The following is a 24,495-nucleotide window of genomic DNA, read 5'->3' as shown; positions in this document are numbered from 1 at the left end:
ACCGTTCCGCGACGCCTTGTGTTCATGAACGAGGCGAGTAATCGTCATTACATGATTACGGCAGAGCAGCGAGAGCAACTGCGGGGCTGGTTCACCGGCCGGCTCCCCGACGGTCTCTTCGAAGAGCTGACCGAGGTCACGGTCGACCGCGAGGAGATCACGGTCATCGGCCGCATTCCCGGTCCCCGGCCGGCGGAGGACGCCTCGCCGGCCGAGCGGGAGGCGGCGATCGAGGGCCGCGTCCAGGAGTTCCGGGAACGCACCCGGGACGACCGGATCGCGGTCGCCCGGGACGCCGAGCACCGCTTCGGCCGCAAGGTGTCCTGGGGCGTGGAGTGCGACGGCCGCCGCGCCCTGTTCACGCATGTGGCGGCGCCCGTGATGACCCGGCTGCGCCAGCCGGAGCGCCAGGTCCTCGACACCCTCATCGCGGGCGGGGTGGCCCGCAGCCGCAGTGAGGCGCTGGCCTGGTGCGTGCGGCTGGTCCAGCGGCACACCGACGACTGGCTCACCGAGCTGCGCGAGTCCCTGGAACACGTCCAGCGGGTGCGGGCGCAGGGTCCCGACGGCGAACCCGAGGAGGAGTCCGGCACCGAGGAAGGGTGAACACCGTTGCCAGTGGCGCGCGTTACGGTGTGCACATGGCTCGATTCGTGTTGGTGGCCGGTGCCCGGCTCGGGGCCTGGGCCTGGGACGAGGTGGCGGCCGAACTGCGCGCGGCCGGGCACGAGGCGCACGCGCTGACGCTGTCCGGCCTCGCCGAGAAGCGGGGTGTCCCGGCGGGGCAGCAGACCCATGTCCAGGACATCGTGGCGGAGGTGGAGCGGCTCGCTCCGCGGGACGTCGTCCTCGTGGGGCACAGCTACGCCGGCGTCCCGGTCGGCCAGGCGGCCGAGCGGATCGGCGACCGGCTGCGGCGTGTGGTGTTCGTGGACGCCGATGTGCCGGTGGACGGGCGGTCGTTCCTGGACGGCTGGCCGAGCGACGACGTACGGAGGTCCATCGAGGAGCACGACGGCCAGTGGCCGCCCATGGGGGCCGACGGCTACGCGGGCCAGGGGCTGACGGACGAACAGATATCCCGCATCGTCGGCGGAGCGACCCCGCACCCGGGGGCCACGCTCACCGAACCGGCCGTCCTGAAGCGGCCCTTGGACGAGCTGCCGGCGACGTATGTCCAGTGCCTGCCGGCCGGCGAGGAGCCGCCGCCCGCCGTGGCGGAGCCGCTGAAGAGCGGGAAGTGGGAGCTGGTGACGATGGACACCGGTCACTGGCCGATGTTCTCCCGGCCGCGCGAACTGGCCCGGATCCTGCACGAGGCGGCCGCCGTCCGCTGACTCCCCCGCCCGCCCGAGGCTGGACGCGACCGGCGCATACCGGCCAGTATGCGTCGGGACGGCGCGGCTCGAGGAGACAGGGCGGGACGGATGGCGAAGCACTGGGCCGACTTCCAGTACGAGATCTACCTGAACGGGATGACGGGTGCCGTACCCCGGCTGCCGACCGATCTGACCCGGCTGGAGGAGCTGACCGAGCAGCGGCTCGGCCCGGGTCCGGTCGGGTACGTCGCCGGCAGCGCGGGGGACGGCAGCACCGCCCGCGCCAACCGGGCCGCGCTCGATCGCCGGCGGATCGTGCCGCGCATGCTGCGGGACGTGCACGAGCGCGATCTGTCGGTGGAGGTGCTGGGCCGGGCGCTGCCGGCGCCGCTGGCGCTGGCGCCGGTCGGGGTGCTGTCGATCATGCATCCGGACGCCGAGTCCGCGGCCGCCCGGGCGGCCGCCGCGCAGGGAGTGCCGTTCGTGCTGTCCTCCGCCTCCAGTACGCCGATGGAGCAGGTCGCGGAGGCGATGGGTGAGGCGGAGCGCTGGTTCCAGCTGTACTGGCCCAAGGATGTCGAGGTGGCCCGGAGCTTCCTGAACCGGGCGAGGACCGCCGGGTACCCGGCGCTGGTCGTCACCCTGGACACTCCCCTGCTGTCCTGGCGCCCGCGCGACCTGGACCAGGCGTACCTGCCGTTCCTGCACGGGGTGGGCACCGCCAACTACTTCTCGGACCCGGCGTTCCTGGCGGGGCTGGCCAAGCCGGTGCACGAGGACCCGAACGCGGCGGTGATGCACTTCGTCGGCATGTTCGCGGATCCCGCCAAGTCCTGGCCGGATCTGGCGTTCCTGCGGGAGAACTGGGACGGGCCGATCGTCCTCAAGGGCGTCCTGCACCCCGACGACGCCCGGCTCGCGGCGGACGCCGGCATGGACGGTGTGGTGGTGTCCAACCACGGGGGCCGTCAGGTGGCGGGTGCGATCGCCGCGGCGGACGCGCTGCCCGGTGTGGTGGAGGCCGTCGGCGACCGGCTCACCGTGCTGTTCGACAGCGGGGTGCGCACCGGCGACGACGTCTTCAAGGCCCTCGCCCTCGGCGCGCGGGCGGTGCTGCTGGGGCGCCCGTACGTCTACGGGCTGGGCCTCGACGGGCAGGCGGGCGTGGAACACGTGATCCGCTGCCTGCTCGCCGAACTCGACCTCACCCTGGCCCTCTCGGGCCATGCCACACCGGCCACGGTCGGCCCCGCGGACCTCACGGGGACGACGGCCTGACCCGGCCGGGACGGGGCCTCCTCCCCCGCCCCGGCCGCACCGCTCAGGTCACCGGTTCCGTCAGCCTCGCGTGGCGGGCCGACGGCGTGTGGGTGCCGCTGATGGACAGGGAACCGGTGGTCGCCCGTACCGGTTCGGCCGTCCAGCGCTGGTCCACGCTCCGGTCGCGCACCTTGACGACGATGTCGGCGTTCGCGTCAGGGGTCGCCGGGGAGAGGGCCAGTTGGACGTCCCAGCGGGGCACCAGCTCACCCTGCACGGTGAGGTCGTACCGCACGTCGTCGCCCCGCTGCTCGCCGGGGTCGGCGCAGGTGCCGAGGACGACGACACCGGCGTCCTTGTGGGAGTCCAGGCACAGCCCGGGGTCGGCCACGCTGCGCAGCAGCCCGTCGTCCTCGTACGTCCACTGCTGGGTCCACGCCGAGGAGCACTCCGCCAGCCGGGTCCCGGAGCCGTCCCGCGGCTCGCCCCGGGTGTCGAGGCAGAGCCCGGCGGCGATGCTGCGCAGCCGGGTCCGCCCCGGTGCGGTGGGCAGTCCCGCGGCACCGGGCGGGGACGCGGACGGGACGGCCGCGCGTCCGCCCGCCGCGGTGGGGCCCGTCGGGTCCGCCCCGCCGCCGTCCGGGGTGGAGGAGCCGGCGATGAGCACACTCACCAGCACCCCGGCCGAGACCGCGCCGAGTCCGGTGAGCAGGGTCCTGGTGGAGCGCACCGGGTCCGGGAACGTGAGGCCCGCCAGCCGTTCGGGAACGGGGATCCGGGACAGCATGCGGTGCCGGCCGCTGCCGGACCGTCCGTCCCCGCCCCGGTGCCGGCGGCGGGCCGCGCGTCCGCCGCGCGGGCCGGCCGTCGCGCGCCCGGGGCGCGAGTCGAGATAGCGCCGGGCCCCCCACCCCAGCACCGCCTCGGCGATCAGCGTGCCCAAGCCGCCCTCGAAGTGGCTCAGTTGCTCGGCGGCGTTGCGGCAGTAGCGGCACTCCGCCAGATGCTGCCGGACGTCCGGCAGCAGGGCCCCGCCCCGGCGGATCGGGACGTCGAGGAGACGGTTGTAGAAGCGGCAGTCCTTCGTCGGTGCCAGTTCCTGATGGGCATGGACACAACCCTGACGGAATTTTTCCCGTGCCTGTTCGAGTGCGCCCGACGCGATGTCGGGATCCATGCCCAGCAGACCGGCCGGTACGGAAATCGGTTCCGCCTCGACCTCGACGTGCCAGAGCAAACAGCGGGCGAGTGCGGGCAGCGACCGGAATGCCCGCTGAGCGAGTGAGCGGTTTTCCGGAGTCATGGTGGTGGCCGCGCGCATGCCGCGCCCGCCCGCCGGTTTCTGCAACTCCGGCATAACTCCGGCTATTCGATCGTCGGCGGCCCACTCCCGGACCGTGTCCCGCACGCCCACCAGCAGCACCGGCCGGAGCGCGACGGCCGATTCACCGACGGCGACCCGGTCCAGTACGCGGTGCAGGGCGGCCGCCGAGACCATGGCGGCCGTCTGCCCCGACGAGGCGAGGCAGACGGCCGCGTAGTCGTGCATCGACTGCCAGTGCCGGGCCGTCAGGAGGGCGACGGAGTGGGCGGCCTCGCCCTCCGGACGGCCCCGCAACCGGGCGGCGAGGAACTCGTCGGATTCCCCCGGATCCCCGCCGGGCGGGGGATACGGAGGTCGAGGGGGGTGGGGGGTGTGCACTGAGATGGTTCCTTCCCACAGCGCATGTGACATTCAGGGGTTTCCGACACCGAAAAGGAAGCCCGATTGGTGCATACCTCTTTGGCGCGAACGGGGGGTGCGAATTCACCGACGGCGAATCGGACCCGGTTCATCAACTCGCGTGCGACCCCGGCCTTTACCCCCCGCACGGGTGGCTCACTCTCGCACAACTCGCGCTCGGCCAACAAGGCGCCAGGGCAACATCCGCGCGTTGACAGAAAGTCAGAAAGGGAAGGAGGTTCCGCGGCCCTCGCCGCGGCTTTCGATCCGGCTTTTCACACCGTTCACAGCGGAGGTGGCGCCGGGTTCGCACGGACGCCTTCTCAGCCTCGTCCGCACCCCGTGTGAACTCGGCGCTCGCGTCGGCGCCCCGCGCACGCTCCCGGCGCACGCCGGAGCGCAGTCAACTGGTCACGACCCTTCTCGGAGGTCACGCGCGGAGACGGCGGCTCTCCCGCGCACGGCCGCCGGCCCCGATCCTCCCGCCCTCGGCCGGCGGCCCCGAGGGGCCCCGGGCATCCCGCGAGGCGTGTCCGGCGGGCCTCAGATCTGCCAGGAACGCAGCCGGTCGGCCGCGGCGTAGACATCGGCCTCCCCGGAGATCAGATCGCGCGCCAGGTCGACCAGGGCGCCGTAGGGCGGGTCGATGCCGACCCCGCTGACGAACATGTAGGCCACCGCGGTGGCACAGGCGAAGCGCGCGTTGGCCGAGGGCAGCGGCCGGAGCACGGCGAGGGTGTGCAGCAGGGCGGCGGCCCGCCAGGCCGGGTCGGAGTCGACGCCCAGCCGGGGCGGATCGACGCGATGACGGGCGACGGCCGCGACCAGGGCCGAGAAGTCGTTGACGGTGGGCTGGTCCGGGAGGACCTCCTCGTGCCGCTGGAGCAGCCAGGGCACGTCGATGTGGAGCACGGGTGCCATCGGTCAGGCGGCCCGTCCTTCGCCCCTGGCGGGAGGTTCGTCGTCCGGGAAGGCGGCGGCGAACTCGTCGGCGTGGGAGGCGAAGAACCGGCGGAAGGCTTCCGCGCCCTCCTGGAGGGCACGGTGACGGGCTATGTCCGCCGCGGCCGCCTCCCGTACGAGCGCCTTCATGGACGTACCGCGTTCCTTGGCGATCTGCCTCAGGTCCTCGAGCTCGCGGTCGCTGAACTCCACGTTGAGAGCTGGCATGCCCTCACGGTACCGCTCGGGGTACTGGGCAGTAAATACCCACAGGTCAGACGCCATACGGAGGGGTACCGGCAGCGGCGGACCGCCGCGTCCGCACTGAGACGCGGGTCACATCGCCACCCCGCGATGTCACATTCCGGCCGCCTCCCACCCTCACATGGGTGAGCGCACCTGGGAGGCCACCCATGTTCACCACCCGTGTTCCCCGCACCGACGAACCGCTCGACGAGGCGACCGAGGTGTTCCTCGGTCATCGCGAGCTGCTGTTCGGCGTCGTCTACAACATGCTCGGCAGCGTCGCCGACACGGAGGACGTCCTCCAGGAGACCTGGCTGTCCTGGACGGCCCGTGGCGGGGGCGCGCCCCTGGAGGGCGTCGCCAACCCCCGCGCCTATCTCGTGCGGGTGGCGATGAACCACGCGCTGCGGCGCCGGGCCACGGTCAGCCGCAGCCGGGAGACCTACGTCGGCCCCTGGCTGCCCGAGCCGCTGGTGACGGAGGAGGACGCGGGCGACCCCGCGGTGCGAGCCGAGTCGGTGTCACTGGCGATGCTGGTGGTGCTGGAGTCGCTGAGCCCGCTGGAGCGGGCGGTGTTCGTGCTGGGCGAGGTCTTCGGGTATCCGCACGCGGAGATCGCGGAGATCATCGACCGCAGCCCGGCCGCCGTACGGCAGCTGGCGCGCCGCTCCCGTGAGCATGTGCACGCCCGGCGGCCCCGGTTCCGGGCGCATCCGCGGGTGCGGCGGGAGGCGACCGAGCGGTTCGTGCGGGCGGCCCTCGGCGGGGACATCGCCGCGCTGATGGAGATCCTCGCGCCGGACGTGACCGTGTGGACGGACGGCGGCGGCAAGCGCAAACCGGCGGGACTGCGCCCGGTGCACGGCCGGGACAAGGCGGTCCGGCTGTTCGGCGGCTACGCCTCCGGGCGCGGCGCGCACGCCGGTCGCGACCTGGAGCTGCGCTACCGGCGGGTCAACGGCGACGACGCGGCGGTGCTGTTCCAGGACGGCTCCCCGTTCGCCGTCATGGTGCTGGACCTCACCCCCGACGGCGAGCAGGTGTGCGGGGTCTATGTCGTCGCCAACCCCGACAAGCTCACCCATGTGCCCGGGGAGGAGGCGTGAGGGCCGTGGAGCGGGCCGGCCGGGGTGAGCGGATCGCCGACTGGTTCGACGGCCGGCTCGGCACGCACACCCTCGGCCGGAAGTATCTGCGCAAGGTGTTCCCGGACCACTGGTCGTTCCTGCTCGGCGAGATCTGCCTGTACAGCTTCGTGGTGCTGATCCTCACCGGGGTCTATCTGACGCTGTTCTTCCATCCGTCGATGAACGAGGTGACGTACCAGGGCAGTTACGTCCCCCTCAACGGCGTCCGGATGTCCGAGGCGTACGCCTCGACGCTGGACATAAGCTTCGATGTGCGGGGCGGGCTGCTGATCCGGCAGCTGCACCACTGGGCGGCGCTCGTCTTCATCGCCGGGATGCTCACGCACATGATGCGGCACTTCTTCACCGGCTCGTTCCGCAAGCCGCGCGAGATCAACTGGCTGTTCGGCTGGAGCCTGCTGTTCCTCGGGCTGTTCGAGGGGCTGTTCGGCTACTCGCTCCCCGACGACCTGCTGTCGGGCACCGGCATGCGGTTCGTGGACGGGGCGCTGCTGTCGGTGCCGATCGTGGGGACCTATCTGTCGATGTTCCTGTTCGGCGGGGAGTATCCCGGCGACGACATCGTGGCCCGCTTCTACTCGCTGCACGTGCTGGTGATTCCGGGGATCATGGCGGCGCTCGTGGTGGCCCACGTCCTGCTGGTCGTGTACCACAAGCACACCCAGTTCGCGGGGCCCGGACGGACCGAACGCAATGTCGTCGGCGCCCCGTTCATGCCGGTCTACCTGGCGAAGGCGGGCGGCTTCTTCTTCCTGGTGTTCGGGGTACTGACGGCCATCGCCGCGGTGGCGACGATCAACCCGGTCTGGTCCTACGGCCCGTACCGCGCCGACCAGGTCTCCACCGGAGCCCAGCCCGACTGGTACCTGGGGTTCGCCGAGGGGCTGGTGCGGATCATGCCGGGCTGGGAGATCACGTTGTGGGGGCACACGCTGGTGCTGGGGGTGCTGATACCCATCGTGGTGTTCCCGCTGCTGCTGGTCTTCATCGGCGTGTATCCGTTCCTGGAGGCGCGGTTCACCGGCGACCGGCGCGAGCACCATCTCCTGGACCGTCCGCGCAACCGTCCGGTCCGCACGGCGATCGGGGCGGCCTGGATCAGCCTCTATCTGGTCCTGCTGGCCGGCGGCGGCAACGACATCGTGGCGACCCGGCTGCACCTGTCGATCAACACGGTGACCTGGGCCGTACGGATCGCGGTGTTCGCCGTCCCGGCGGTGGTCTTCGTGGTCACCCGGCGCGTCTGCCTGGGCCTCCAGCTGCGCGACCGGGAACTGGTGGCGCACGGCAGGGCGACCGGCGTGATCAAGCGGCTGCCGCACGGGGAGTACGTCGAGGTCCACGAACCGCTCGACCGGGCCCGGCTGCACACCCTCACCGCGCACGAACGGCCCGCGGAACTGGTGGAGCACGGGCCGGCGACCGAGCGGCCGCCGGCCCGCGGGGAGGAGCGTCAGGACTGATCGGCCACGAAGGAGGCCATCCGGGTCAGAGCCGCGTTCCAGTTGATGGTGTGTTCATTGGTGGCCCAGGACTGGATGTCGTCGATGAAGCAGAACTGACCGACGCAGCCCTGGAGTTTCGACTGGGCGACGGGGTCCTGGATGCTGGAGTTGGGTCCGCCGGACAGGGTGCCGGCGGGCGGGTTCGGCAGGTTCGGGTCGAGCTGCTTGGCGTACCAGCGGCTGTGCTGGTTGTGCGCGTTGACCTCGCCGTAGCCGGTGACGTACGAGATGTTCAGCGCGTTGCGGCCCAGGATGTAGTCCATGCTCTGGAACGCGCCGTCACGGTACTTCGAGGCGCCGGTGATGTCGTAGGCGGTGGCCAGGACGACCGCGTTGTTGAGGACCTGGTGGCTGGAGCCCCAGTCGTAGACGTTGCCGGCCGGTGCGTACGGCATGCCGTACGGGTGGGCCTTCAGCGTGGCCAGGTAGCCGTCGGCGCCCTTGACCACGGACTGGCGGACCTTGTCCCGGCCGGGCAGCCGGTTCGGCACGGTCGCGAGGTCGAGGCGGCCGGCCGCGGCGGTGCGCGCCCAGTCGAAGCCGTTCGGACCGAAGATGTCGGCGGTGTGCACCGGGGAGTTCAGCACGTGCTCCTTGAACTGCCGCTCCCCCGTGGTGATGTAGAGCTCGGCGGCCGCCCAGTAGAACTCGTCGGACACGGTGTCGTCGGGGTAGGCGCCGCCGCCGATGCCGTCGTCCGGGTCGGCGAGGAGGTCCGGGTGGGCGAGGGCCGCCGTCCAGGCCTTCCGGGCCGCCGCCAGGGTCGTGGCCGCGAACTCCTTGTCGTAGGGGCGGTACAGCCGTGCCGCCTGGGCGGCCGTGGCCGCGAGGTTCAGGGTGGCGGCGGTGGTCGGCGGGTGCAGCTCCCGCTTCTGCGGGTCGTCGCTGGGCAGCAGCGGCAGTCCGGTCCACTGTTCGTCGTGGATCTTGTGGTGGGCCATGCCGGCCAGCGGCTCACCCTCGGGGACCTGCATCTTCAGCAGGAACTCCAGCTCCCAGCGGGCCTCGTCGAGGATGTCCGGGACCTTGTTGCCGCTCTCCGGGATGTTCAGCGTGCCGTCGCCGAGCTTGCCGGTGTCGCCGGTGCGGGCGTGCTTGGCGCGCTCGTAGGTGCTGAGCACCTCCCAGGTGCTGATGCCGCCGTTGACGACGTACTTGCCGTGGTCGCCGGCGTCGTACCAGCCGCCGGTGACGTCGAGCGTGTAGTCGCACACGCCGGGCTGGCAGGGCACCTCGCTGTCGCCCTGGTTGGGGGCCACGCCCACGTGTCCGGCCGGGCGGCCGTAGCCCGGGCGCAGGTCGTCGCGGATCGCGACGCCGCTGCGCTGGGTGTAGTAGTACTTCGCCGAGTCCAGCCGCAGCCGCTCGTACGCGCTCGCGTCGATGTCGAAGGGCCGGCTCGTCTCGCCGTCCACGACCAGGGTGTAGCCGGTACCGCGCGTGCGGTGGCCGCCGAAGTCGAGGGAGTGGACGTTCTGCCCGGAGGAGCCGTCGATGCCGCGCGGCACGGTCCAGCCCCGCCGGACCACGTCTCCGTCGGCGTCCTTCAGCTGCCAGGGAAGCCGCTCGGTGGCGTCGGTGACGAGGGTGGCGTTCTTGGGGCCGGCGGGCAGATAGGCGACCTGGTTGACGCGGACCCGGGGCCCGGTGTCGGGCACGTAGGGCTCGGGGGCGACGCCGCCCAGCAGCGACACGTCGTCCACGCAGAACCGCCAGGGGTCCGCGCTGCCGCCGAGCTGGAAGCCGACCTGGCCCTGGGTGGTGTCGACGGGTGAGGTGAAGGTGTACGAGTAGGTGTCACCGGACACGCTGACCTGCGGGGACACCTCGTAGTAGGTGTCGTACGGGTCCACCTGGAGACCGACGACCGCTCGCACGACATGGCCCGCGGGCGAGCCGTTCGCGCTGAAGGAGAAGCGGTACGACTCCCCCTTCACCAGGGTGATGTCGTTCTGTCCGACGGCCGCGTCCCACCGGTTGGCGGTGCCGCCGGGGACGTCGGCGCACAGGCGGCCCTCGGACGGGCCCGCGGTGACGTTCGGGGAGGCCCACCAGGGCTCGGTGCCGGTGTCGAAGGTTCCGTTGCGGACCTGCTCGACCTCGTCCGCCCCGGCCGGGGCCGCGGGCAGCGCGGTGAGCGCGGTCGCCAGCAGTCCCGTCAGGGACAGCAGAGCGGTTCTGCGTCTGTTCACGTCTGGGCTCCTCTGGGGAGGTGCGGGTAAATGGGAGCGCTCCCATTTCCGTGCGCGGACCATGGTTGTGGCAGGTGTGACCTTCCGTCAACGGTTGGGACGGGACTGATGAAGGTCACCCGGAGCGGAGGTTCGCAGTCCGCGTCGGGCGCCGACCCACTAGGCTGGAACTCAGGCGATACACCGGTTCACGGTGAGTGTGCGCGATGGAGTGGCGACGATGAGGCCGGACGACCCGTTCGACGATGCCGTGACGGCCCGGGCCGTCATCGCCGCCGACGGTACGCTCACGCGGTGGAGCGAGGGCGCGTCCCTGCTGCTGGGACACACGGCCGAGCAGGTCGTCGGCCGTCCCGCCGTCGAGCTGCTGGCCGAGGGGTCGGGCCCGCCGCGGCTGCCCGCCGCCCGCTGGAGCGGCACCCTCGCACTGCGGCACCGCGACGGCGGCACGGTCACGGCGTGGGTGCTCGCCCACCACCGACAGTCGTCGGACAACGGTCCCGGGGACTGGCTCGCCGTCTCCCCGCTGGAGGCCGCGGACCACGACCTGCCCGACGACCCCCTGGTCAGGGCCGCCGTGTTCCAGTCGCCCTGCGCCACCATGGTCTTCGACGGAGCGCTGCGCCTGCGCGGGGTCAACGACGCCATGGCCCACCTCCTCGGGCTGCCGGCCCCCCATCTGCGAGGGCTCCGGCCCACCGACATCGGCGGCCGGACCCAGCACGCCGAACTCGAGCGGCAGTTGCGCCAGGTGCTGCGCAGCGGACGGCCGCACGACATGCAGACGTACATGAAGGCCACCAGCGAGAACCGCGCGCACGCCTGGCTGGCCCGGCTCGCCCCGCTCACCGACCAGTCCGGCCGGGTGCGGGGGGTGTGCGTCACGGCCCACGACTTCACCGAGCAGTACCGGGCGCGGGAGCGGCTCCAACTGGTCAACGAGGCCAGCATGCGCATCGGCACCACGCTGGACGTCACCCGGACGGCGCAGGAGCTGGCCGAGGTGTGCGTGCCCGCGCTCGCCGACTTCGTCAGCGTGGACCTGCTGGAGCCCGAGGAGCCCGGAGGCGAGCCCACCGGCCCGCTGACCACACCGGTGTCGCTGCGCCGCGTCGCCCACCAGTCCCTCACGCCGGGCAGCCCCGAGTCGGTCGCCCGCCTGGGCGAGCTGGTCGTCTACCCGGCCGCCGCGCCCCAGGCCGACTCGCTGATCGCGGGGCACAGCATCGTCGCCTCGGTGCCCTCCGGCGATCTCGACCCGTGGCTGGAAGTGGACGAGGCACGCGCCCGTCAGGTCAGGGAGTTCGGCGTCCACTCCATGCTGTCGGTCCCGCTCCAGGCACGTGGTACGACCCTCGGTGTCGCGGCGTTCACCCGCTTCAACCGTCCCGAGTCGTTCACCCACGACGACGTGCTGCTGGCCGAGGAGGTCACCGCACGGGCCGCCGTCTGCATCGACAACGCCCGCCGCTACTCCCGCGAACGCGAGACCACCCTCGCGCTCCAGCGCAGCCTGCTCCCCCGCAGGCTGCCGCGCACGGCCGCCGTGGAGGCGGCCACCCGCTATCTGCCGGCGGCGCGCTCGGGGGTGGGCGGCGACTGGTTCGACGTGATCCCGCTGTCCGGGATGCGGGTGGCCATGGTCGTCGGGGACGTCGTCGGGCACGGCATCCAGGCGTCCGCGACCATGGGGCGGCTGCGCACGGCGGTCCGCACCCTCGCCGACATCGATCTGGCCCCCGACGAACTGCTCACCCATCTGGACGACCTGGTGCTGCACCTCTCGCACGAGTCGGGCGGCGACGCGGGGGCGACCGAGGTCGGCGCGACCTGTCTGTACGCCGTGTACGACCCGGTGTCACGGCGCTGCACGCTGTCCCGGGCGGGGCATCCCCCGCCGGTCCTGATCCCGCCGGGCGGCCCGGCCCGGCACCTCGACCTGCCGTCCGGGCCGCCGCTGGGCCTGGGCGGACTTCCGTTCGAGTCGGCCGAGCTGGAGCTGCCCGACGACACGGTGCTGGCGTTCTACACCGACGGGCTGGTCGAGTCCCGGGGCCGGGACACCGAAGTCGGCCACGCGCTGCTCCGCGAGGCGCTGTCCAACGCCGTCGGCCCGCTGGACGAGACCTGCGACCGGGTCCTGCACACCGTGCTCTCGCCGGGCGGCGCCACGGACGACGTGGCCCTGCTGCTGGCCCGCACCCACGGGTTGCCGTCCTCACAGGTCGCCACCTGGGACATCCCCGCCGATCCGGCGCTCGTCGCCCCCATCCGCAAGCAGGTCCTCGACCAGCTCGCCGCCTGGGCGCTGACCGAGGCGTCGTTCACGGCGGAGCTGGTGGTGAGCGAGCTGGTCACCAACGCCATCCGGTACGGCGCCCCGCCCATCCGGCTGCGGCTGATCCACGACGCCTCGACGCTGATCTGCGAGGTGTCCGACACCAACCACACGGCCCCGCACCTGCGGCGGGCCAAGAGCTGGGACGAGGGGGGCCGGGGTCTGCTGCTGGTCGCCCAGCTCACCCAGCGCTGGGGCAGCAGACACACGGCGGACGGCAAGACCATCTGGTCGGAACTGGCCCTGGTGGACGAGATGTGACGTGGAGTCGGCCATGGTGAACGGATCACGGCACGCGGGTGCGCCGCTGGCGGGCGCCCTGGTTCTGCTGGTCGCCCTGGCCGCCTGCGGCACGGAGAGCGGCACCCCGGTACCGCAGCCCTCGGCCTCCGCCGGCCGGACGGCCGCCGACTCTGCGCGGGATGCCGTCCCGAGCGACGCCGCCGCCTCCACCGGGCACCCGGACGGCCCGGGATCCCGGTGCCGCACGGCCGAACTGAGCGCCGCCGTCGGCCGGATGGACCCGGGTGCGGGACAGCGCAACTTCCCCGTCGTGCTGACGAACGTGTCCTCCCGCGCCTGCACCCTGTACGGGTATCCGGGCGCCGCCTTCCTCGACGGGGCGGGCGAGCGGCTGGGCCGGGACCCGGAACGCACCCCCGGTGACCCGACCACCGTGACGCTGGCGCCCGGCGACAGTGCCTGGGCGGGGCTGCGCTTCGCGAGCCCGGGCGTCAGCGGCGCCCGTACGGCCACCCCGGCGGCGCTCCTCGTCACCCCGCCGGACGAACGGGAACCGCTGAAGGTGCCGTGGAAGGCCGGCCCGGTCCCGGTGTCCGGCAACGCGTCCTCGGTGTTCCTCACGGTGCTGGAGCCGGGCACCGGCCCCTGAGCCGCGGTGGCCCGGGGACCGGGCGCGCGTCGGTCCCGCCGCGGCCGGCCCGGGGCCCGCTCACCGCCGGACTCCGGCCGCCCGCCGTCCGGGCCCTCCTCCCCCGCGTACCGGTCGCCGCGGCGCACGCCGGACCTCCTGATCGCTCCCGGAAAACCGATTGCCCGTCCCGCGCGGAAGGCCGCAGGATCCTGCCATGCCTACGAGTTCCTTCCCGACGCCGTTGTCCGCCACCGCCCCCGCGGCGGGCCGACAGCAGCAGACCGGCCCCCGGGGAGGACCGACGCCGCCGCGCTCATGACGGCCGCCCTGCTCGCGGGGCTGCTCGCCGGCTACGGCATCGCCGTGCCCGTGGGCGCGGTCGGGACCTATCTCGTCGCCCTCACCGCCCGCACCGGCCTGCGCACCGGCGTCTGCGCCGCCCTCGGCGTCGCCACGGCCGACGGGCTGTACGCGCTCGCGGCCACGCTCGGCGGTTCGGCCCTCGCGTCCGCGCTGCGGCCGGTGCTCGGGCCGATGCGCTGGATCTGTGTGCTGGTGCTGCTGGCGCTGGCGGCGTGGGGAACGGCCACCGCCGTACGCCGGTACCGCGGCCACCGGCTCGCCACACGTCCCGAACCCGCTCCCCCGAGCCCGGCTCGCGCGTATGTGACGCTGCTGGGCATCACCCTGCTCAACCCCACCACCGTGATCTACTTCGCGGCGCTCGTGCTCGGCTCGCAGAGCGGGGAGGCCGCCGGATTCCCGGAGCAGACCGTGTTCGTGACGGCGGCCTTCGCCGCGTCCGCGAGCTGGCAGGTGCTGCTCGCCGGCGGCGGCGCCCTGCTGGGCCGGGCGCTGACCGGTCACCGGGGACGCCTGGTGACGGCCCTGACGGCGACCGCCGTGATGACGGCGCTGGCGGTGCGCATGGCGGTGGCTCCCGCCTGACCGCGCCGGGCGGGCCCGGATGAATCCCGCGTGCGGTGGCGTTGTACCTGTGATCGAGTCGACCGCAGGACGTGACGACGAGGGAACGGATGCCATGCCACTTCACGGCGAGTACGAACCCAGCCCGGCCCGGTGGGTGCGCGAACAGGTGGAGCTGTACGAGAGTTCCGGCGGCACCGCGGGGACGACACTGCTGGACACGGGCATGCCCGTCGTCGTGCTGACCAGCCGGGGCGCGAAGTCCGGCAAGCTGCGCAAGACCCCGGTGATGCGTGTCGAGCACGAGGGGCGGTACGCGGTGGTGGCCTCGCTGGGCGGAGCGCCCAAGCACCCGGTCTGGTACCACAACCTCAAGGCCGATCCGCGGGTCGAGCTCCAGGACGGGCCGGACAAGTGGGACATGACGGCCCGTGAGGTCACGGGTGCGGAGAAGGACGAGTGGTGGAAGCGTGCGGTGGCGGCCTATCCGCCGTACGCCGACTACCAGAAGAAGACGGACCGGGAGATTCCGGTCCTTGTGCTGGAGCCGGACCGGCACCCGAACTGAACGCGGGAGATTTTCGTGTCCCGGTGTGCATGAAGCTCCGGGATGCGGGCACGCGTCGTTCAGGCCCCGCCGCGCTCCCCCGTCGCGGCGGGGCTTTCCCACGCCTCCCGTGCCTCCGGGTCCCCCCGCTCGGTGACGTCGAGGAAGACCTGCTCCGCCTCGGGCACCTCACGCACGATGGACCGCTTGATGCGCACGGCGACCTCCTCCACCCGCTCGCTGTCCATGCCGGGCACCAGGTCGACGCGGGCCGCCACGAGGGCGGTGTCCAGGCCCGTCTTCATCGTGAAGAGCGCCTCCACGCTGTCGATCTCGGGCTGCCTCCGCAGCAGTTCCCGGATCCGGTCGTCGGCCTCCGGGTCGGCGGCCTCGCCGATCAGCTGGTCGCGGGCGTCGCGGCCGAGCCGGTAGGCGACGTAGACCAGCAGCGCGCCGATGGCGAGCGAGGCGGCCGCCTCCCACACCACCTGCCCGGTGATCATGTGCAGCGCCATGCCCGCGATGGCAAGGGTGACGCCCAGCACCGCGGTGCCGTCCTCGGCGACCACCGTGCGCAGCGCCGGATCGCGCAGCCCCCTGAGCCCGCCGCCCTGCCGGCGCACCTGGTACAGGGCCCGCAGCAGCGAGGCGCCCTCGGCGAGCAGGGCGACACCGAGGACGATCAGGCCGGCCACATAGCCGCTCAGCCGCTCCTGGTTTCCGTTCCGGAGCGCCTCGACCCCCTGGAAGAACGAGAAGCAGCCGCCCATCACGAAGATCCCCACCGCCGCGAGCAGTGCCCAGAAGAACCGCTCCTTGCCGTAGCCGAACGGGTGACGCCGGTCGGCCGGGCGCCGGCTGCGCCGCAGCGCGGCCAGCAGGAACACCTCGTTGAGGCTGTCGGCCACCGAGTGCGCCGCCTCCGACAGCAGTGCGGGCGAGGCCGCGACCAGGCCGCCGACGGCCTTGGCGACCGCGATCACCAGATTGGCGGCGAGCGCCACCAGCACGGTGACGCGCGTTCTGCGATCCGATCGTGTACTCACCTGGGCCGATTGCCCCGGTCGGCCTAGGTCACACCGTGCCGTCGGCGGAAAACGGGGAACGCGGTCACAGGGACATCCGATCGGCGAGAAGGAGAGCACCATGGGCGGCCGCGACGACGGGGGCGGCGGCAACAGGGCGTACGGCAGGAAGGCGTTCAAACGGTCCAGGGCGCACTTCGCGGACCGGATCACCGCGGACGGGCGGGACGGCTGGCCGGTGGAGGCCGGGCGCTACCGCCTCGTGGTGAGCCGTGCCTGCCCGTGGGCGAGCCGGGCGCTGGTGTCCCGGCGGCTGCTCGGGCTTGAGGACGCGCTGTCGCTGGCCGTCGCGGATCCCGTCCAGGACGACCGGAGCTGGCGCTTCACCCTGAATCCGGACGGCCGCGACCCCGTCCTCGGCATCCGCTATCTGAGCGAGGCGTACGACCGGCGGGAGACGGACTACCCCGGCGGGGTGAGCGTGCCCGCGGTCGTGGACGTGCCGAGCGGGAAACTGGTCACCAACGACTACCAGCGCATCACCCTGGACCTCGCCACCGAGTGGACGGCCCTGCACCGCGAGGGCGCTCCCGACCTGTATCCGGAGGCGCGGCGCGACGAGATCGACACCCTCATGGAGGACGTCTACCAGGACGTCAACAACGGCGTGTACCGGGCGGGCTTCGCCACCGGTCAGGAGGAGTACGCGGCCGCGTGCACGGCGCTGTTCCGCCGGCTGGAACTGCTGGCGCGGCGGCTGGAGGGGCAGCGGTATCTCGTCGGCGACACCCTCACCGAGGCGGACATCCGGCTGTTCACCACGCTGGTGCGGTTCGACGCGGTGTACCACGGCCACTTCAAGTGCAACCGGTGGAAGCTGACGGAGAACCGGGTGCTGTGGGCGTACGTCCGCGATCTGTACCAGACGCCCGGCTTCGGTGACACCGTGGACTTCGACCACATCAAGCGGCACTACTACCAGGTGCACACCGGTATCAACCCGTCCGGCATCGTGCCCCTCGGTCCCGATCTCTCCGGCTGGACGACGCCCCACCACCGTGAGGAGCTGGGCGGCCGGCCGTTCGGGGACGGCACCCCGCCCGGCCCGGTGCGGACCGGGGAGGAGGTTCCGGCGGCGGGCAGCCCCTGATCCATTCACCGACGAGACGACGCAGCCGACCTAGGAGATCCACGTGGCGAAGAAGAGCAAGAAGGCGAAGAAGAAGCTGCCCCTGGCGTACAAGCCCCTCGGCTTCGCGCTGGGCTGGACCAGCGGCACCGTGGCCGGGATGGCCTTCCAGAAGACCTGGAAGATGATCCGGCACGAGGACGACGCGCCGGACGCGCTGGACCGGGACCGCCGCTGGGGCGAGATCCTGCTGGCCGCGGCGATCCAGGGCGCCATCTTCGCGGTGGTGCGCAGTGCCGTGGACCGGGCCGGCGCCAAGGCCATCGAACGCTCCACGGGCACCTGGCCGGTCCCGGAGAAGGGCGGGCGCGACTGATCCGCCCACGTCCCGTCCCGGCGTCCCCCAGGGGCGCCGGGAGGGTCGGGGGGCCGGGGGGTCGGGGGTCAACCCTGTTTGGGCGCGGTCGGGGTGCCCCGGCGCACGGTGAAGGAGTGGCCCGCGGGGTCGGCGTAGCCGCGTTCCTCGCTGAGCCCCGACGCTTCGCCGGTCTCCGTCGGGCGGCCCCCCAGGCTCACGATCCGGCGTTCCACCGCGTCCAGGTCGTCCACCACGAACTCCAGGTGCGCCTGGAGGGAGTTCTCCGGGCGGGGCCAGCTGGGCGCGGTCGCGTTGGCGTCACGACGCAGCGCGAGGCGGAAGCCGTCGGCGGCCCGCACCTCCACCCGGTTGACGTTGGCGTCGACCTCCTCCGCCATCAGCAAGTTCTTGTAGAACTCCGCGAGTTTCTCGGGTTCGGCACAGTCGAGCACCACCACGCCGGCCGTCACCAGTGCCATGTCTCCTCCGGGAGGTCCGGTTCCGGGCGGGGCGCGGTCGCCCCGCCCTGTACGTGACACCTGTCCCGGCTCACCGGATTCACTCGTGTCCCCGGCCGAAGGAACTCGGTCGCAATTCGAAGACATATGTCAATCGAACATGCTCAAATGCACTCGTTCGAAGGTAACTTGCAGGGCAGGGACCGGTGTTGGGCCGCTCCCCTCCCCCGTTGCACGGAGCAGGCTGGAGGAGATGGCGTCGTGCGGTACGAACCTGCGCCGCTGACCCGGCATCTGCGCGTCCGCCACGACCGGGGACACACGGTGCTGGAGTTCCGCGGTGAGATCGACATCGCCGCGGCCGCGGAGATCGTCCCGCATCTGGACATGGCGACCGCCGAACCGGGTGCCCGGATCGTGATCGACCTGACCCACGTCGAGTTCTTCGACCTCTCCGGCCTGCGCCTGCTGTACCGGGCCCGGCACCGGGTCACGGACGGACCCGGCCGGCTGCACCTCGTCTGCGCCCACCCGCTGACCCTGCGCATGCTGCGGATCACCGGACTGTCCCGGCTGCTGCCCCCGTGGCCGACCCTGGACGCGGCCCTGGAGCGCCCCGAGGCCACATCCGGGCCGGTGTGACCGGCCGTCGGGCCGACCGACCTCCATCGTGCGCCCCCGCGTGCTCCCGGTGCGGTCCTTTGATCCTCAACTTCCCCGTCTGCGCCCGGAACTGAGGGGCATTCGGTCAGGAGGAAGGAGGGCCGTCGCCATGACGACTCCCGTGAAGGGACCGACCGCACGCGTTCCCCTGTGGGTGAAGGCGCTCGGCGCGGTGGTGCTGCTGCTCGCAGTGCTGTTCGCCGGCATCCGGCTGAGCGTCCTGCCGGGCCTGAGGGACCTGTTCGGCACGGAGACCCGGGACCGCTCCGGACCCGCGCTCCTGGAGTCCGTCCGGGACATCAGCCGCTACGACGCCGCCTCGGGAAACTTCCAGGTGGTGGTGGACCTGGAGAAGGACGCGAAGTTGCTGCCCGACGCCGTCCGCGGCAGCCGCACGCTGTACGTGGGCGCGGGCACCGTCGACGCCTACGTCGACCTCGGCACACTGGACGGGGACGACGTACGGGTCGACGAGGACCGTACGTCCGCCACGCTGCGGCTGCCCCACGCCCGGCTGGGGAAGCCCGCCCTGGATCCCGAGCGTTCCTACGCCGTGTCCAAGCAGCGCGGCCTCCTCGACCGTCTCGGCGACCTGTTCTCGGACAACCCCAACAGCGAGCAGGCCGTGCAGAGGCTCGCCGTGAAGCACATCGGCGACGCGGCGAAGGAGAGCGGGCTCACCGCCCGCGCCGAGGCCAACACCACGGAGATGCTCGAAGGTCTGCTGCGCTCCCTGGGCTTCGAGGCGGTGCGGGTCGACTACGGCGACTGACCGGCACGACTCGGGGTAACCGGCCTACCACACACGGAAGTTGACGAGTGGAGGACCGCATGGCCCGCGCCGCCCCACGTCCGCGCTCCCTGTTGCGCCGGCGTCCGGACCCACCCGGTCGCGCCCCCGCGGAGGGGAGCCCGGGGCGTCCGCTCCCCCTGCTGCCCCGGTTGCTGGCGATGCTGTGCGCGTTCGTCTTCATGGTCGTCTTCGCCGCCGTCCTGGCCCGGCTCACCCTGCACCCCTCCCCCGCCTCGGAGGCCCTGACCCACACCAACCTGCGTCCGGGCCGTTCCCTGAGGGCCTATCTGGACCAGCCCGCGCTGCGCGACGCCGTGCGCCAGATCGGCGGGAACATCCTGCTCGGCGTGCCCTTCGGGGTGCTCGCGCCGGTCGTCGCGCCGCGCGTCCGCGGGTTCCTGCGGGTGCCGGCGCTGACGGCCCTCGTGATGCTGCTGGTGGAGTTCGCGCAGGGCGCGCTGGTGACCGGACGCGCCTTCGACATCGACGACGTCATCCTGAACACCGTCGGGGCGCTGATCGGTTATCTGCTCGTGGGACGACGCCTGAGCCGGGCCGTGCACGCGCGACGGCCGGGGGCCTGACCCCCGCCGGGACCGCGCCCCCGGGGCCTCAGGGCCGCCGGGTCTGGTCCTGGGCGGCTCGTGGTGCCCGGCGCAGGGTCCAGGTGAACTTGTCGCCGCCCACCCAGCGGACCACGTCCGGGTCGTCCAGGTCGTGGACCGTGATCCCGAACGCGGCGGCGGCGTGCAGTACGTCGGTGACGGTCTTGGCCTCGCCGACCACCTGTCCGTCGATCTCCACGATCCGGAACGGCGGTGTCCCGGGCTGTACCCCGAGCACCATGATCCGCGGGTGCGACATGTACGGGCTCGCGCTTTCGGTCATGCCATCGAGGGTAGAGCGCAAACGGCGCGAACGCGGCGTTCCGGTACACCTTCCGTCAGGGCCGCCGCCAGTCGTCGCCCGTCAGATGCGATCCGGCCTGCGGCCCCATCCGGAGCATCCCGCCGTCCACGCTCCAGGAGGCGCCGGTGACGTAGGAGGCGTCGGGTCCGGCGAGGAAGGCGATGACCGCGGCGACCTCACGGGCGTCGCCGGGCCGTCCGAGGGGGACGCCGGGACGGCTCTCGGTGTGCGGGTCGGTGTCCTCCTGGCCGGTCATGGGCGTGGCGATCTCGCCGGGGGCGACCGCGTTGACGGTGATGCCGTACTCGGCGAGCTCCAGCGCCATCACCTGGGTGAGCAGCCCGAGGCCGCCCTTGGCGGCGCAGTAGGGCGCGGCGCCCACCCGGGGCTGGTGCTCGTGCACGGAGGTCACGTTGACGACGCGACCCCCGTCGCCCTGCCGGATCATGTGCCGTGCCGCCTTCTGCCCGCACAGGAACGGGCCGACCAGATCGACGTCGAGCACCTCACGGACCGTGGACAGTTCCAGGTCGAGGAAGGGCGTCATCGTGCCGGTGCCGGCGTTGTTGACCAGCACGTCCACGCGGCCCAGTCGGTCGTGGAGCTCGTCGACGGCGTCCGCGGCGCCGGGCAGCCGGGTGAGGTCCATGGGCACCACCTCGGCCCGGCGGCCGTGCGCCCGGACCTCCTCCGCCGTCTCCTGTGCGCCCTCCAGGTCGCTGTGCCAGGTGATGCCCACGTCCATGCCCGCGGCGGCCAGGCGTACGGCGGTGGCCCGGCCGATGCCGGAGTCGGCGCCGGTGATCACGGCGGCCCTGCCGCTCGGGGAGGTGGGGACGGACATGAGGGCCTCCTGGTGGAAAGTCGAACAGGGGGTGCGACGCATCGCAGTACCCCCGGGCGCACCGGGCCAACCCCGCTTCCGCCGTGCGGCCGCGGGCGCCCTGGGGAACTCTGGAGCGAGGAGGTGGGCGATGGATCCCGTCGAGGCGCTGGACCGGATCGCCTTTCTGCTGGAGCGGTCGCTGGCGCCGACGTACCGCGTCCGCGCCTTCCGCACCGCGGCGCGCGCACTGTCGGAGCTGGGCGAGGAGCAGGTGCGCGAGCGGGCGGCGGCCGGGACGCTGGAGACGCTCAAGGGGGTCGGCCCGAAGACCGCGCAGGTGGTGCGGGAGGCACTGGCCGGGGAGGTGCCCGGCTATCTGCGGAAGCTGGAGGACGAATCCGATGGGGAGCCCGCGGACCGGGCGGGGCGGGAGCTGCGGGCGCTGCTGCGCGGGGACTGCCATCTGCACTCCGACTGGTCGGACGGGGGCAGCCCGATCGAGGAGATGGGCCGGGCCGCAGCCCGGCTGGGACACGAGTGGGCCGCGCTCACGGACCACTCGCCCCGGCTCACCGTGGCGCGGGGGCTGTCGGCCGACCGGTTGCGCGAGCAGCTGGACGTGGTGGCGGAGCTGAACGGGACCTGGGCGCCGTTCCGGCTGCTGACCGGCATCGAGTGCGACATCCTCGAGGACGGCTCCCTCGACCAGGAACCGGAACTCCTGGAGCGGCTGGACGTCGTGGTGGTGTCCGTGCACTCCAAACTGCGGATGGACGCCCGGTCGATGACCCGCCGCATGGTGGCCGCCGTGCGCGATCCGCACTCCGACGTGCTCGGGCACTGCACCGGGCGGCTGCTGACCGGACGCGGCCGGCCGGAGTCGGAGTTCGACGCGGACGAGGTGTTCGCGGCGTGCGCGGAGACCGGCACCGCCCTGGAGATCAACAGCCGGCCCGAGCGGCTCGACCCGCCGCGCCGGTTGCTGCGCCGGGCGGTGGAGGCCGGCGTGCTGTTCTCGGTCGACACCGACGCCCACGCGCCGGGGCAGCTGGACTGGCAGATCCTGGGGTGCGCCCGCGCGCAGGAGTGCGGGGTGCCGCCGGAGCGGGTCGTCACCACCTGGACCGTGGACCAGGTGCTGGCGTGGACCCGGGAGCGGAAGGTGCCCTCCGGAGTGGCCGGCGGCTGAAGTGGTACCCGTACCGCCCGCGAGGAGACGGAGGGACCGCGTATGGAACGGGCGGCCGTGTTCGATGTCGACGGCACCCTGGTCGACACCAACCATCTGCATGTGACGGCCTGGTGGGAGGCCTTCCGGCAGGCGGGCCACCGGGTGCCGATGCACGCCGTCCACCGGGCCGTGGGGCTGCCCTCCTCCGATCTGGTCGCCCATCTGCTGGGCGAGGACCGCGACACCCGTCGCGACGCCGGGCTGAGCGCCGCGCACAAGGCGCTGTACGGGCAGTACTTCGACCGGCTGCCCCCGCTGCCGGACGCCGGCCGACTGCTGAAGCGGCTGCACCGGGACGGCTGGACGGTGGTGCTCGCCACCTCGGCGGGCGGTGCCGAGCTGAGCGCGCTGCGCCGGGCGATCGACGCGGACGAGGCGATCGGCGCGACGGCGAGCGCCGACGACGTCGAGGAGGGCAAACCCGCCCCGGAGCCCGTCGAGCACGCCCTGGAGCTGGCCGGGGTGCCCGCGGAGCGGGCGGTGTTCGTCGGTGACACGGTGTGGGACATGCGGGCGGGCAGCCGCGCGGGGGTGCGCTGCGTGGGTGTGCTGTGCGGCGGCATTCCGCGCGGCGACCTGGTGGAGGCCGGTGCGGACGCGGTGTACGACGACCCGGCGCATCTCCTGGCGTCGCTGTCGGACAGTCCCCTGGCATGAGGTCCCGTGCGGACGGGATACCCGCAGGGCATGGCGCGAGTGTGGGATGAGATCCGGCAGGGGGACGCCGGGGGCCGGGCGGCTCCGGTGGCGCGGGTGCGGGAGGCCGTCCGGTGGGAGGCGCGGTCCGTGGGGCGGGCGGCGCGGGCCGCGTGGCGGGGGCCCGGGCGGGAGCGGGATCTGCTGATCCAGTCGCTGAAGGCCGCCGCGGCGGCGCTGCTGGCCTGGCTGCTGGCGCAGGTCTGGCTCGGCGACCCGATGGCCCTGATGGCGCCCTGGGTGGCGCTGGTCCTGGTGCAGGCCACCGTCTACAGCTCGCTGATGCAGGCGACACGGCAGTTCACCGCGATCTGTGTCGGGGCCCTGGTGGCGTCCGGGGCGCAGGCGGTCACCGGCGACACCACGGGCGCCCTCGCGCTGTCCGTGCCGGTGCTGATGCTGCTGTCGAACTGGCCGCGCTTCGGCGACCAGGGCGTCTACGCCGCCACCACGGCCGTTTTCACGATCGCCACGGGGACGGTGAGCGGAGCCGCCGTCGGGCACCGGCTGGGGCAGGCGGCGCTCGGCGCGGCCATCGGGGTCGCCGTGAACGCGCTGGTCCTGCCGCCGATCCATCTGCGGGACGTACGGGAGAACCTGGCGGCGCTGGCGCGTGAGGCCGGTGAGGTGCTGCACGCCGTCGCCGGGGATCTGCGCGAGGGCGAGTGGGACACGCAGACCGCCACGGGGTGGCTCGGCGCCTCGGCACGGTTGCAGGGCCATCTGGAGGCGCTGCGCTCGGCCCGCGGCTGGAGCAGGGAGAGCCTGCGGCTGACCTCGGGCGTCCTGCGCGCCCTGCACCGGGTGCCGACCGGGGCCCTGCCGCCGGAGGCCGAGGACGAACGGTTCGGCCGCGTCACGGGACATGTCACCGCGCTGACCCGCACGCTCGCGGTGGCCGCCGACGAGGACCGTACGCCCGCCGCGCCGGACGCCGACGTGCTGAGCTGCTACGCGGAGCTGCTGGAGCTGATCGGTGACACCTGCCGCGCGGAGAGCGACCGGCTGCTGCACGGAGGTCCGCGAGCGGACGTCCTCCGGGACGAGCGGACCGAGGCGGTGATGCGGGACCTGCACGGCAAGCTCCAGGAGCGGCTGCGGGAGCACGCCGGGGAGGGCGCCGCGCGGACGGCCGTGCTGGGCACCCTGGTGCTTCAGGCCGAGAACCTGTGGGCCGACCTCGACAGCGGTGCGGGGGGCCGGTGACACACGTCACGCCCACCGCGGGCCGGATGCGGAACACCCGGAGGTGGTTCCCCGTTGAACCAACCGTGGGTGCGGATGGGACAGTGTCCCCGGGCCTCACCATTCGCCCACAGGGACGATCGTTCGGCTGAAGCCCTGTGGAGCCTTTCGCCGAGAGGCGACCGCCATCCGTACCCACCA

Annotated in this window: 25 protein-coding genes; 17 read left to right on the top strand and 8 right to left on the bottom strand. The window is 72.8% G+C overall.

What is annotated here, in order from left to right:
- Positions 1-51 precede the first annotated feature (51 nt).
- From ACZ470_RS21575 to ACZ470_RS21565, 3 genes are all read left to right on the top strand, one after another.
- On the top strand, positions 52-606 hold the full coding sequence (locus ACZ470_RS21575) for a hypothetical protein (protein WP_468429403.1): 555 nt from the start codon (positions 52-54) through the stop codon (positions 604-606).
- 35 nt (positions 607-641) lie between these two features.
- On the top strand, positions 642-1,337 hold the full coding sequence (locus ACZ470_RS21570) for an alpha/beta fold hydrolase (protein ID WP_468429401.1): 696 nt from the start codon (positions 642-644) through the stop codon (positions 1,335-1,337).
- Between the two features lie 90 nt (positions 1,338-1,427).
- A complete protein-coding gene (locus tag ACZ470_RS21565) occupies positions 1,428-2,597 on the top strand; it encodes a lactate 2-monooxygenase (protein WP_468429399.1) in 1,170 nt (389 codons plus the stop codon).
- Between the two features lie 43 nt (positions 2,598-2,640).
- Here ACZ470_RS21565 and ACZ470_RS21560 read toward each other — a convergent pair whose 3' ends face one another.
- The 3 genes from ACZ470_RS21560 to ACZ470_RS21550 all read right to left on the bottom strand — a co-directional run bounded on the left by ACZ470_RS21560 (position 2,641) and on the right by ACZ470_RS21550 (position 5,472).
- On the bottom strand, positions 2,641-4,281 hold the full coding sequence (locus tag ACZ470_RS21560) for an RICIN domain-containing protein (RefSeq protein ID WP_468429397.1): 1,641 nt from the start codon (positions 4,279-4,281) through the stop codon (positions 2,641-2,643).
- Positions 4,282-4,845: 564 nt separating this feature from the next.
- Entirely contained in the window at positions 4,846-5,223 is a 378-nt protein-coding gene (locus ACZ470_RS21555; protein WP_468429395.1) for a toxin Doc, read from the bottom strand.
- Between the two features lie 3 nt (positions 5,224-5,226).
- Positions 5,227-5,472, bottom strand: a complete 246-nt coding sequence (locus ACZ470_RS21550; RefSeq protein WP_468429393.1) for a hypothetical protein — start codon at positions 5,470-5,472, stop codon at positions 5,227-5,229.
- 185 nt (positions 5,473-5,657) lie between these two features.
- On the opposite strand from ACZ470_RS21550, the gene sigJ reads away from it, so the two are divergent.
- Both sigJ and qcrB read left to right on the top strand, forming a co-directional pair.
- Positions 5,658-6,596, top strand: a complete 939-nt coding sequence (sigJ, locus tag ACZ470_RS21545; protein WP_468429392.1) for an RNA polymerase sigma factor SigJ — start codon at positions 5,658-5,660, stop codon at positions 6,594-6,596.
- Positions 6,593-8,101 (top strand): cytochrome bc1 complex cytochrome b subunit, encoded by a 1,509-nt coding sequence (gene qcrB / locus ACZ470_RS21540; RefSeq protein ID WP_468429390.1) that lies wholly within the window; start codon positions 6,593-6,595, stop codon positions 8,099-8,101. The genes sigJ and qcrB overlap by 4 nt, the downstream gene beginning before the upstream one ends.
- Here the strand turns inward: qcrB and ACZ470_RS21535 are convergent.
- Positions 8,092-10,335, bottom strand: coding sequence for a glycoside hydrolase family 9 protein (locus tag ACZ470_RS21535; RefSeq protein ID WP_468429388.1), 2,244 nt, complete (start codon positions 10,333-10,335; stop codon positions 8,092-8,094). The two genes, qcrB and ACZ470_RS21535, sit on opposite strands and share 10 nt — an antisense overlap.
- Before the next feature lie 220 nt (positions 10,336-10,555).
- On the opposite strand from ACZ470_RS21535, the gene ACZ470_RS21530 reads away from it, so the two are divergent.
- The 4 genes from ACZ470_RS21530 (at position 10,556) to ACZ470_RS21515 (ending at position 15,042) form a co-directional block, all read left to right on the top strand.
- A complete protein-coding gene (locus tag ACZ470_RS21530) occupies positions 10,556-12,934 on the top strand; it encodes a SpoIIE family protein phosphatase (protein WP_468429387.1) in 2,379 nt (792 codons plus the stop codon).
- 13 nt (positions 12,935-12,947) lie between these two features.
- Entirely contained in the window at positions 12,948-13,565 is a 618-nt protein-coding gene (locus ACZ470_RS21525) for a DUF4232 domain-containing protein (protein ID WP_468429385.1), read from the top strand.
- A 297-nt stretch (positions 13,566-13,862) separates the two neighbouring features.
- On the top strand, positions 13,863-14,495 hold the full coding sequence (locus ACZ470_RS21520) for a LysE family transporter (protein WP_468429384.1): 633 nt from the start codon (positions 13,863-13,865) through the stop codon (positions 14,493-14,495).
- A 94-nt stretch (positions 14,496-14,589) separates the two neighbouring features.
- The gene (locus ACZ470_RS21515) at positions 14,590-15,042 is read left to right on the top strand and encodes a nitroreductase family deazaflavin-dependent oxidoreductase (RefSeq protein ID WP_468429382.1); all 453 of its coding nucleotides are present in this window, start codon (positions 14,590-14,592) and stop codon (positions 15,040-15,042) included.
- A 59-nt stretch (positions 15,043-15,101) separates the two neighbouring features.
- On the opposite strand, the gene ACZ470_RS21510 is transcribed toward ACZ470_RS21515, so the two are convergent.
- Positions 15,102-16,067 (bottom strand): cation diffusion facilitator family transporter, encoded by a 966-nt coding sequence (locus ACZ470_RS21510; RefSeq protein ID WP_468429380.1) that lies wholly within the window; start codon positions 16,065-16,067, stop codon positions 15,102-15,104.
- 100 nt (positions 16,068-16,167) lie between these two features.
- Here ACZ470_RS21510 and ACZ470_RS21505 point away from each other — a divergent pair, with 100 nt between their 5' ends.
- Entirely contained in the window at positions 16,168-17,196 is a 1,029-nt protein-coding gene (locus tag ACZ470_RS21505; RefSeq protein ID WP_468429378.1) for a glutathione S-transferase family protein, read from the top strand.
- Positions 17,197-17,239: 43 nt separating this feature from the next.
- Complete coding sequence (locus ACZ470_RS21500) at positions 17,240-17,551, top strand: DUF4235 domain-containing protein (protein WP_468429376.1); 312 nt, start codon at positions 17,240-17,242, stop codon at positions 17,549-17,551.
- A 68-nt stretch (positions 17,552-17,619) separates the two neighbouring features.
- Here the strand turns inward: ACZ470_RS21500 and ACZ470_RS21495 are convergent, their stop codons facing one another.
- Positions 17,620-18,012: a VOC family protein gene (locus tag ACZ470_RS21495; protein WP_468429375.1), complete on the bottom strand. Its 393-nt coding sequence runs from the start codon at positions 18,010-18,012 to the stop codon at positions 17,620-17,622.
- Between the two features lie 240 nt (positions 18,013-18,252).
- On the opposite strand from ACZ470_RS21495, the gene ACZ470_RS21490 reads away from it, so the two are divergent.
- The 3 genes from ACZ470_RS21490 to ACZ470_RS21480 all read left to right on the top strand — a co-directional run bounded on the left by ACZ470_RS21490 (position 18,253) and on the right by ACZ470_RS21480 (position 20,031).
- Positions 18,253-18,633 (top strand): anti-sigma factor antagonist, encoded by a 381-nt coding sequence (locus ACZ470_RS21490; protein ID WP_468429373.1) that lies wholly within the window; start codon positions 18,253-18,255, stop codon positions 18,631-18,633.
- Positions 18,634-18,763: 130 nt separating this feature from the next.
- Positions 18,764-19,426, top strand: coding sequence for a DUF4230 domain-containing protein (locus ACZ470_RS21485; protein ID WP_468429371.1), 663 nt, complete (start codon positions 18,764-18,766; stop codon positions 19,424-19,426).
- 59 nt (positions 19,427-19,485) lie between these two features.
- Positions 19,486-20,031, top strand: coding sequence for a VanZ family protein (locus ACZ470_RS21480; protein WP_468429370.1), 546 nt, complete (start codon positions 19,486-19,488; stop codon positions 20,029-20,031).
- 28 nt (positions 20,032-20,059) lie between these two features.
- On the opposite strand, the gene ACZ470_RS21475 is transcribed toward ACZ470_RS21480, so the two are convergent.
- Together ACZ470_RS21475 and ACZ470_RS21470 are read right to left on the bottom strand one after the other, a co-directional pair.
- Complete coding sequence (locus tag ACZ470_RS21475; protein ID WP_468429368.1) at positions 20,060-20,335, bottom strand: hypothetical protein; 276 nt, start codon at positions 20,333-20,335, stop codon at positions 20,060-20,062.
- Positions 20,336-20,390: 55 nt separating this feature from the next.
- Positions 20,391-21,200, bottom strand: coding sequence for an SDR family oxidoreductase (locus tag ACZ470_RS21470; protein WP_468429366.1), 810 nt, complete (start codon positions 21,198-21,200; stop codon positions 20,391-20,393).
- A gap of 130 nt (positions 21,201-21,330) precedes the next feature.
- Here ACZ470_RS21470 and ACZ470_RS21465 point away from each other — a divergent pair, with 130 nt between their 5' ends.
- Genes ACZ470_RS21465 through ACZ470_RS21455 form a run of 3 tightly spaced genes read left to right on the top strand, consistent with a single transcriptional unit; the run spans position 21,331 to position 24,315 of the window.
- Complete coding sequence (locus tag ACZ470_RS21465; RefSeq protein ID WP_468429364.1) at positions 21,331-22,371, top strand: PHP domain-containing protein; 1,041 nt, start codon at positions 21,331-21,333, stop codon at positions 22,369-22,371.
- Between the two features lie 42 nt (positions 22,372-22,413).
- The gene (locus tag ACZ470_RS21460; protein ID WP_468429362.1) at positions 22,414-23,070 is read left to right on the top strand and encodes an HAD family hydrolase; all 657 of its coding nucleotides are present in this window, start codon (positions 22,414-22,416) and stop codon (positions 23,068-23,070) included.
- A 30-nt stretch (positions 23,071-23,100) separates the two neighbouring features.
- Complete coding sequence (locus ACZ470_RS21455; RefSeq protein WP_468429361.1) at positions 23,101-24,315, top strand: FUSC family protein; 1,215 nt, start codon at positions 23,101-23,103, stop codon at positions 24,313-24,315.
- Positions 24,316-24,495: the final 180 nt, after the last annotated feature.

Source organism: Streptomyces sp. NPDC031111 (genome assembly GCF_055570675.1).
The sequence above is the reverse complement of the archived record's forward strand: the minus strand, read 5'-3'. Positions and strand labels throughout refer to the sequence as shown.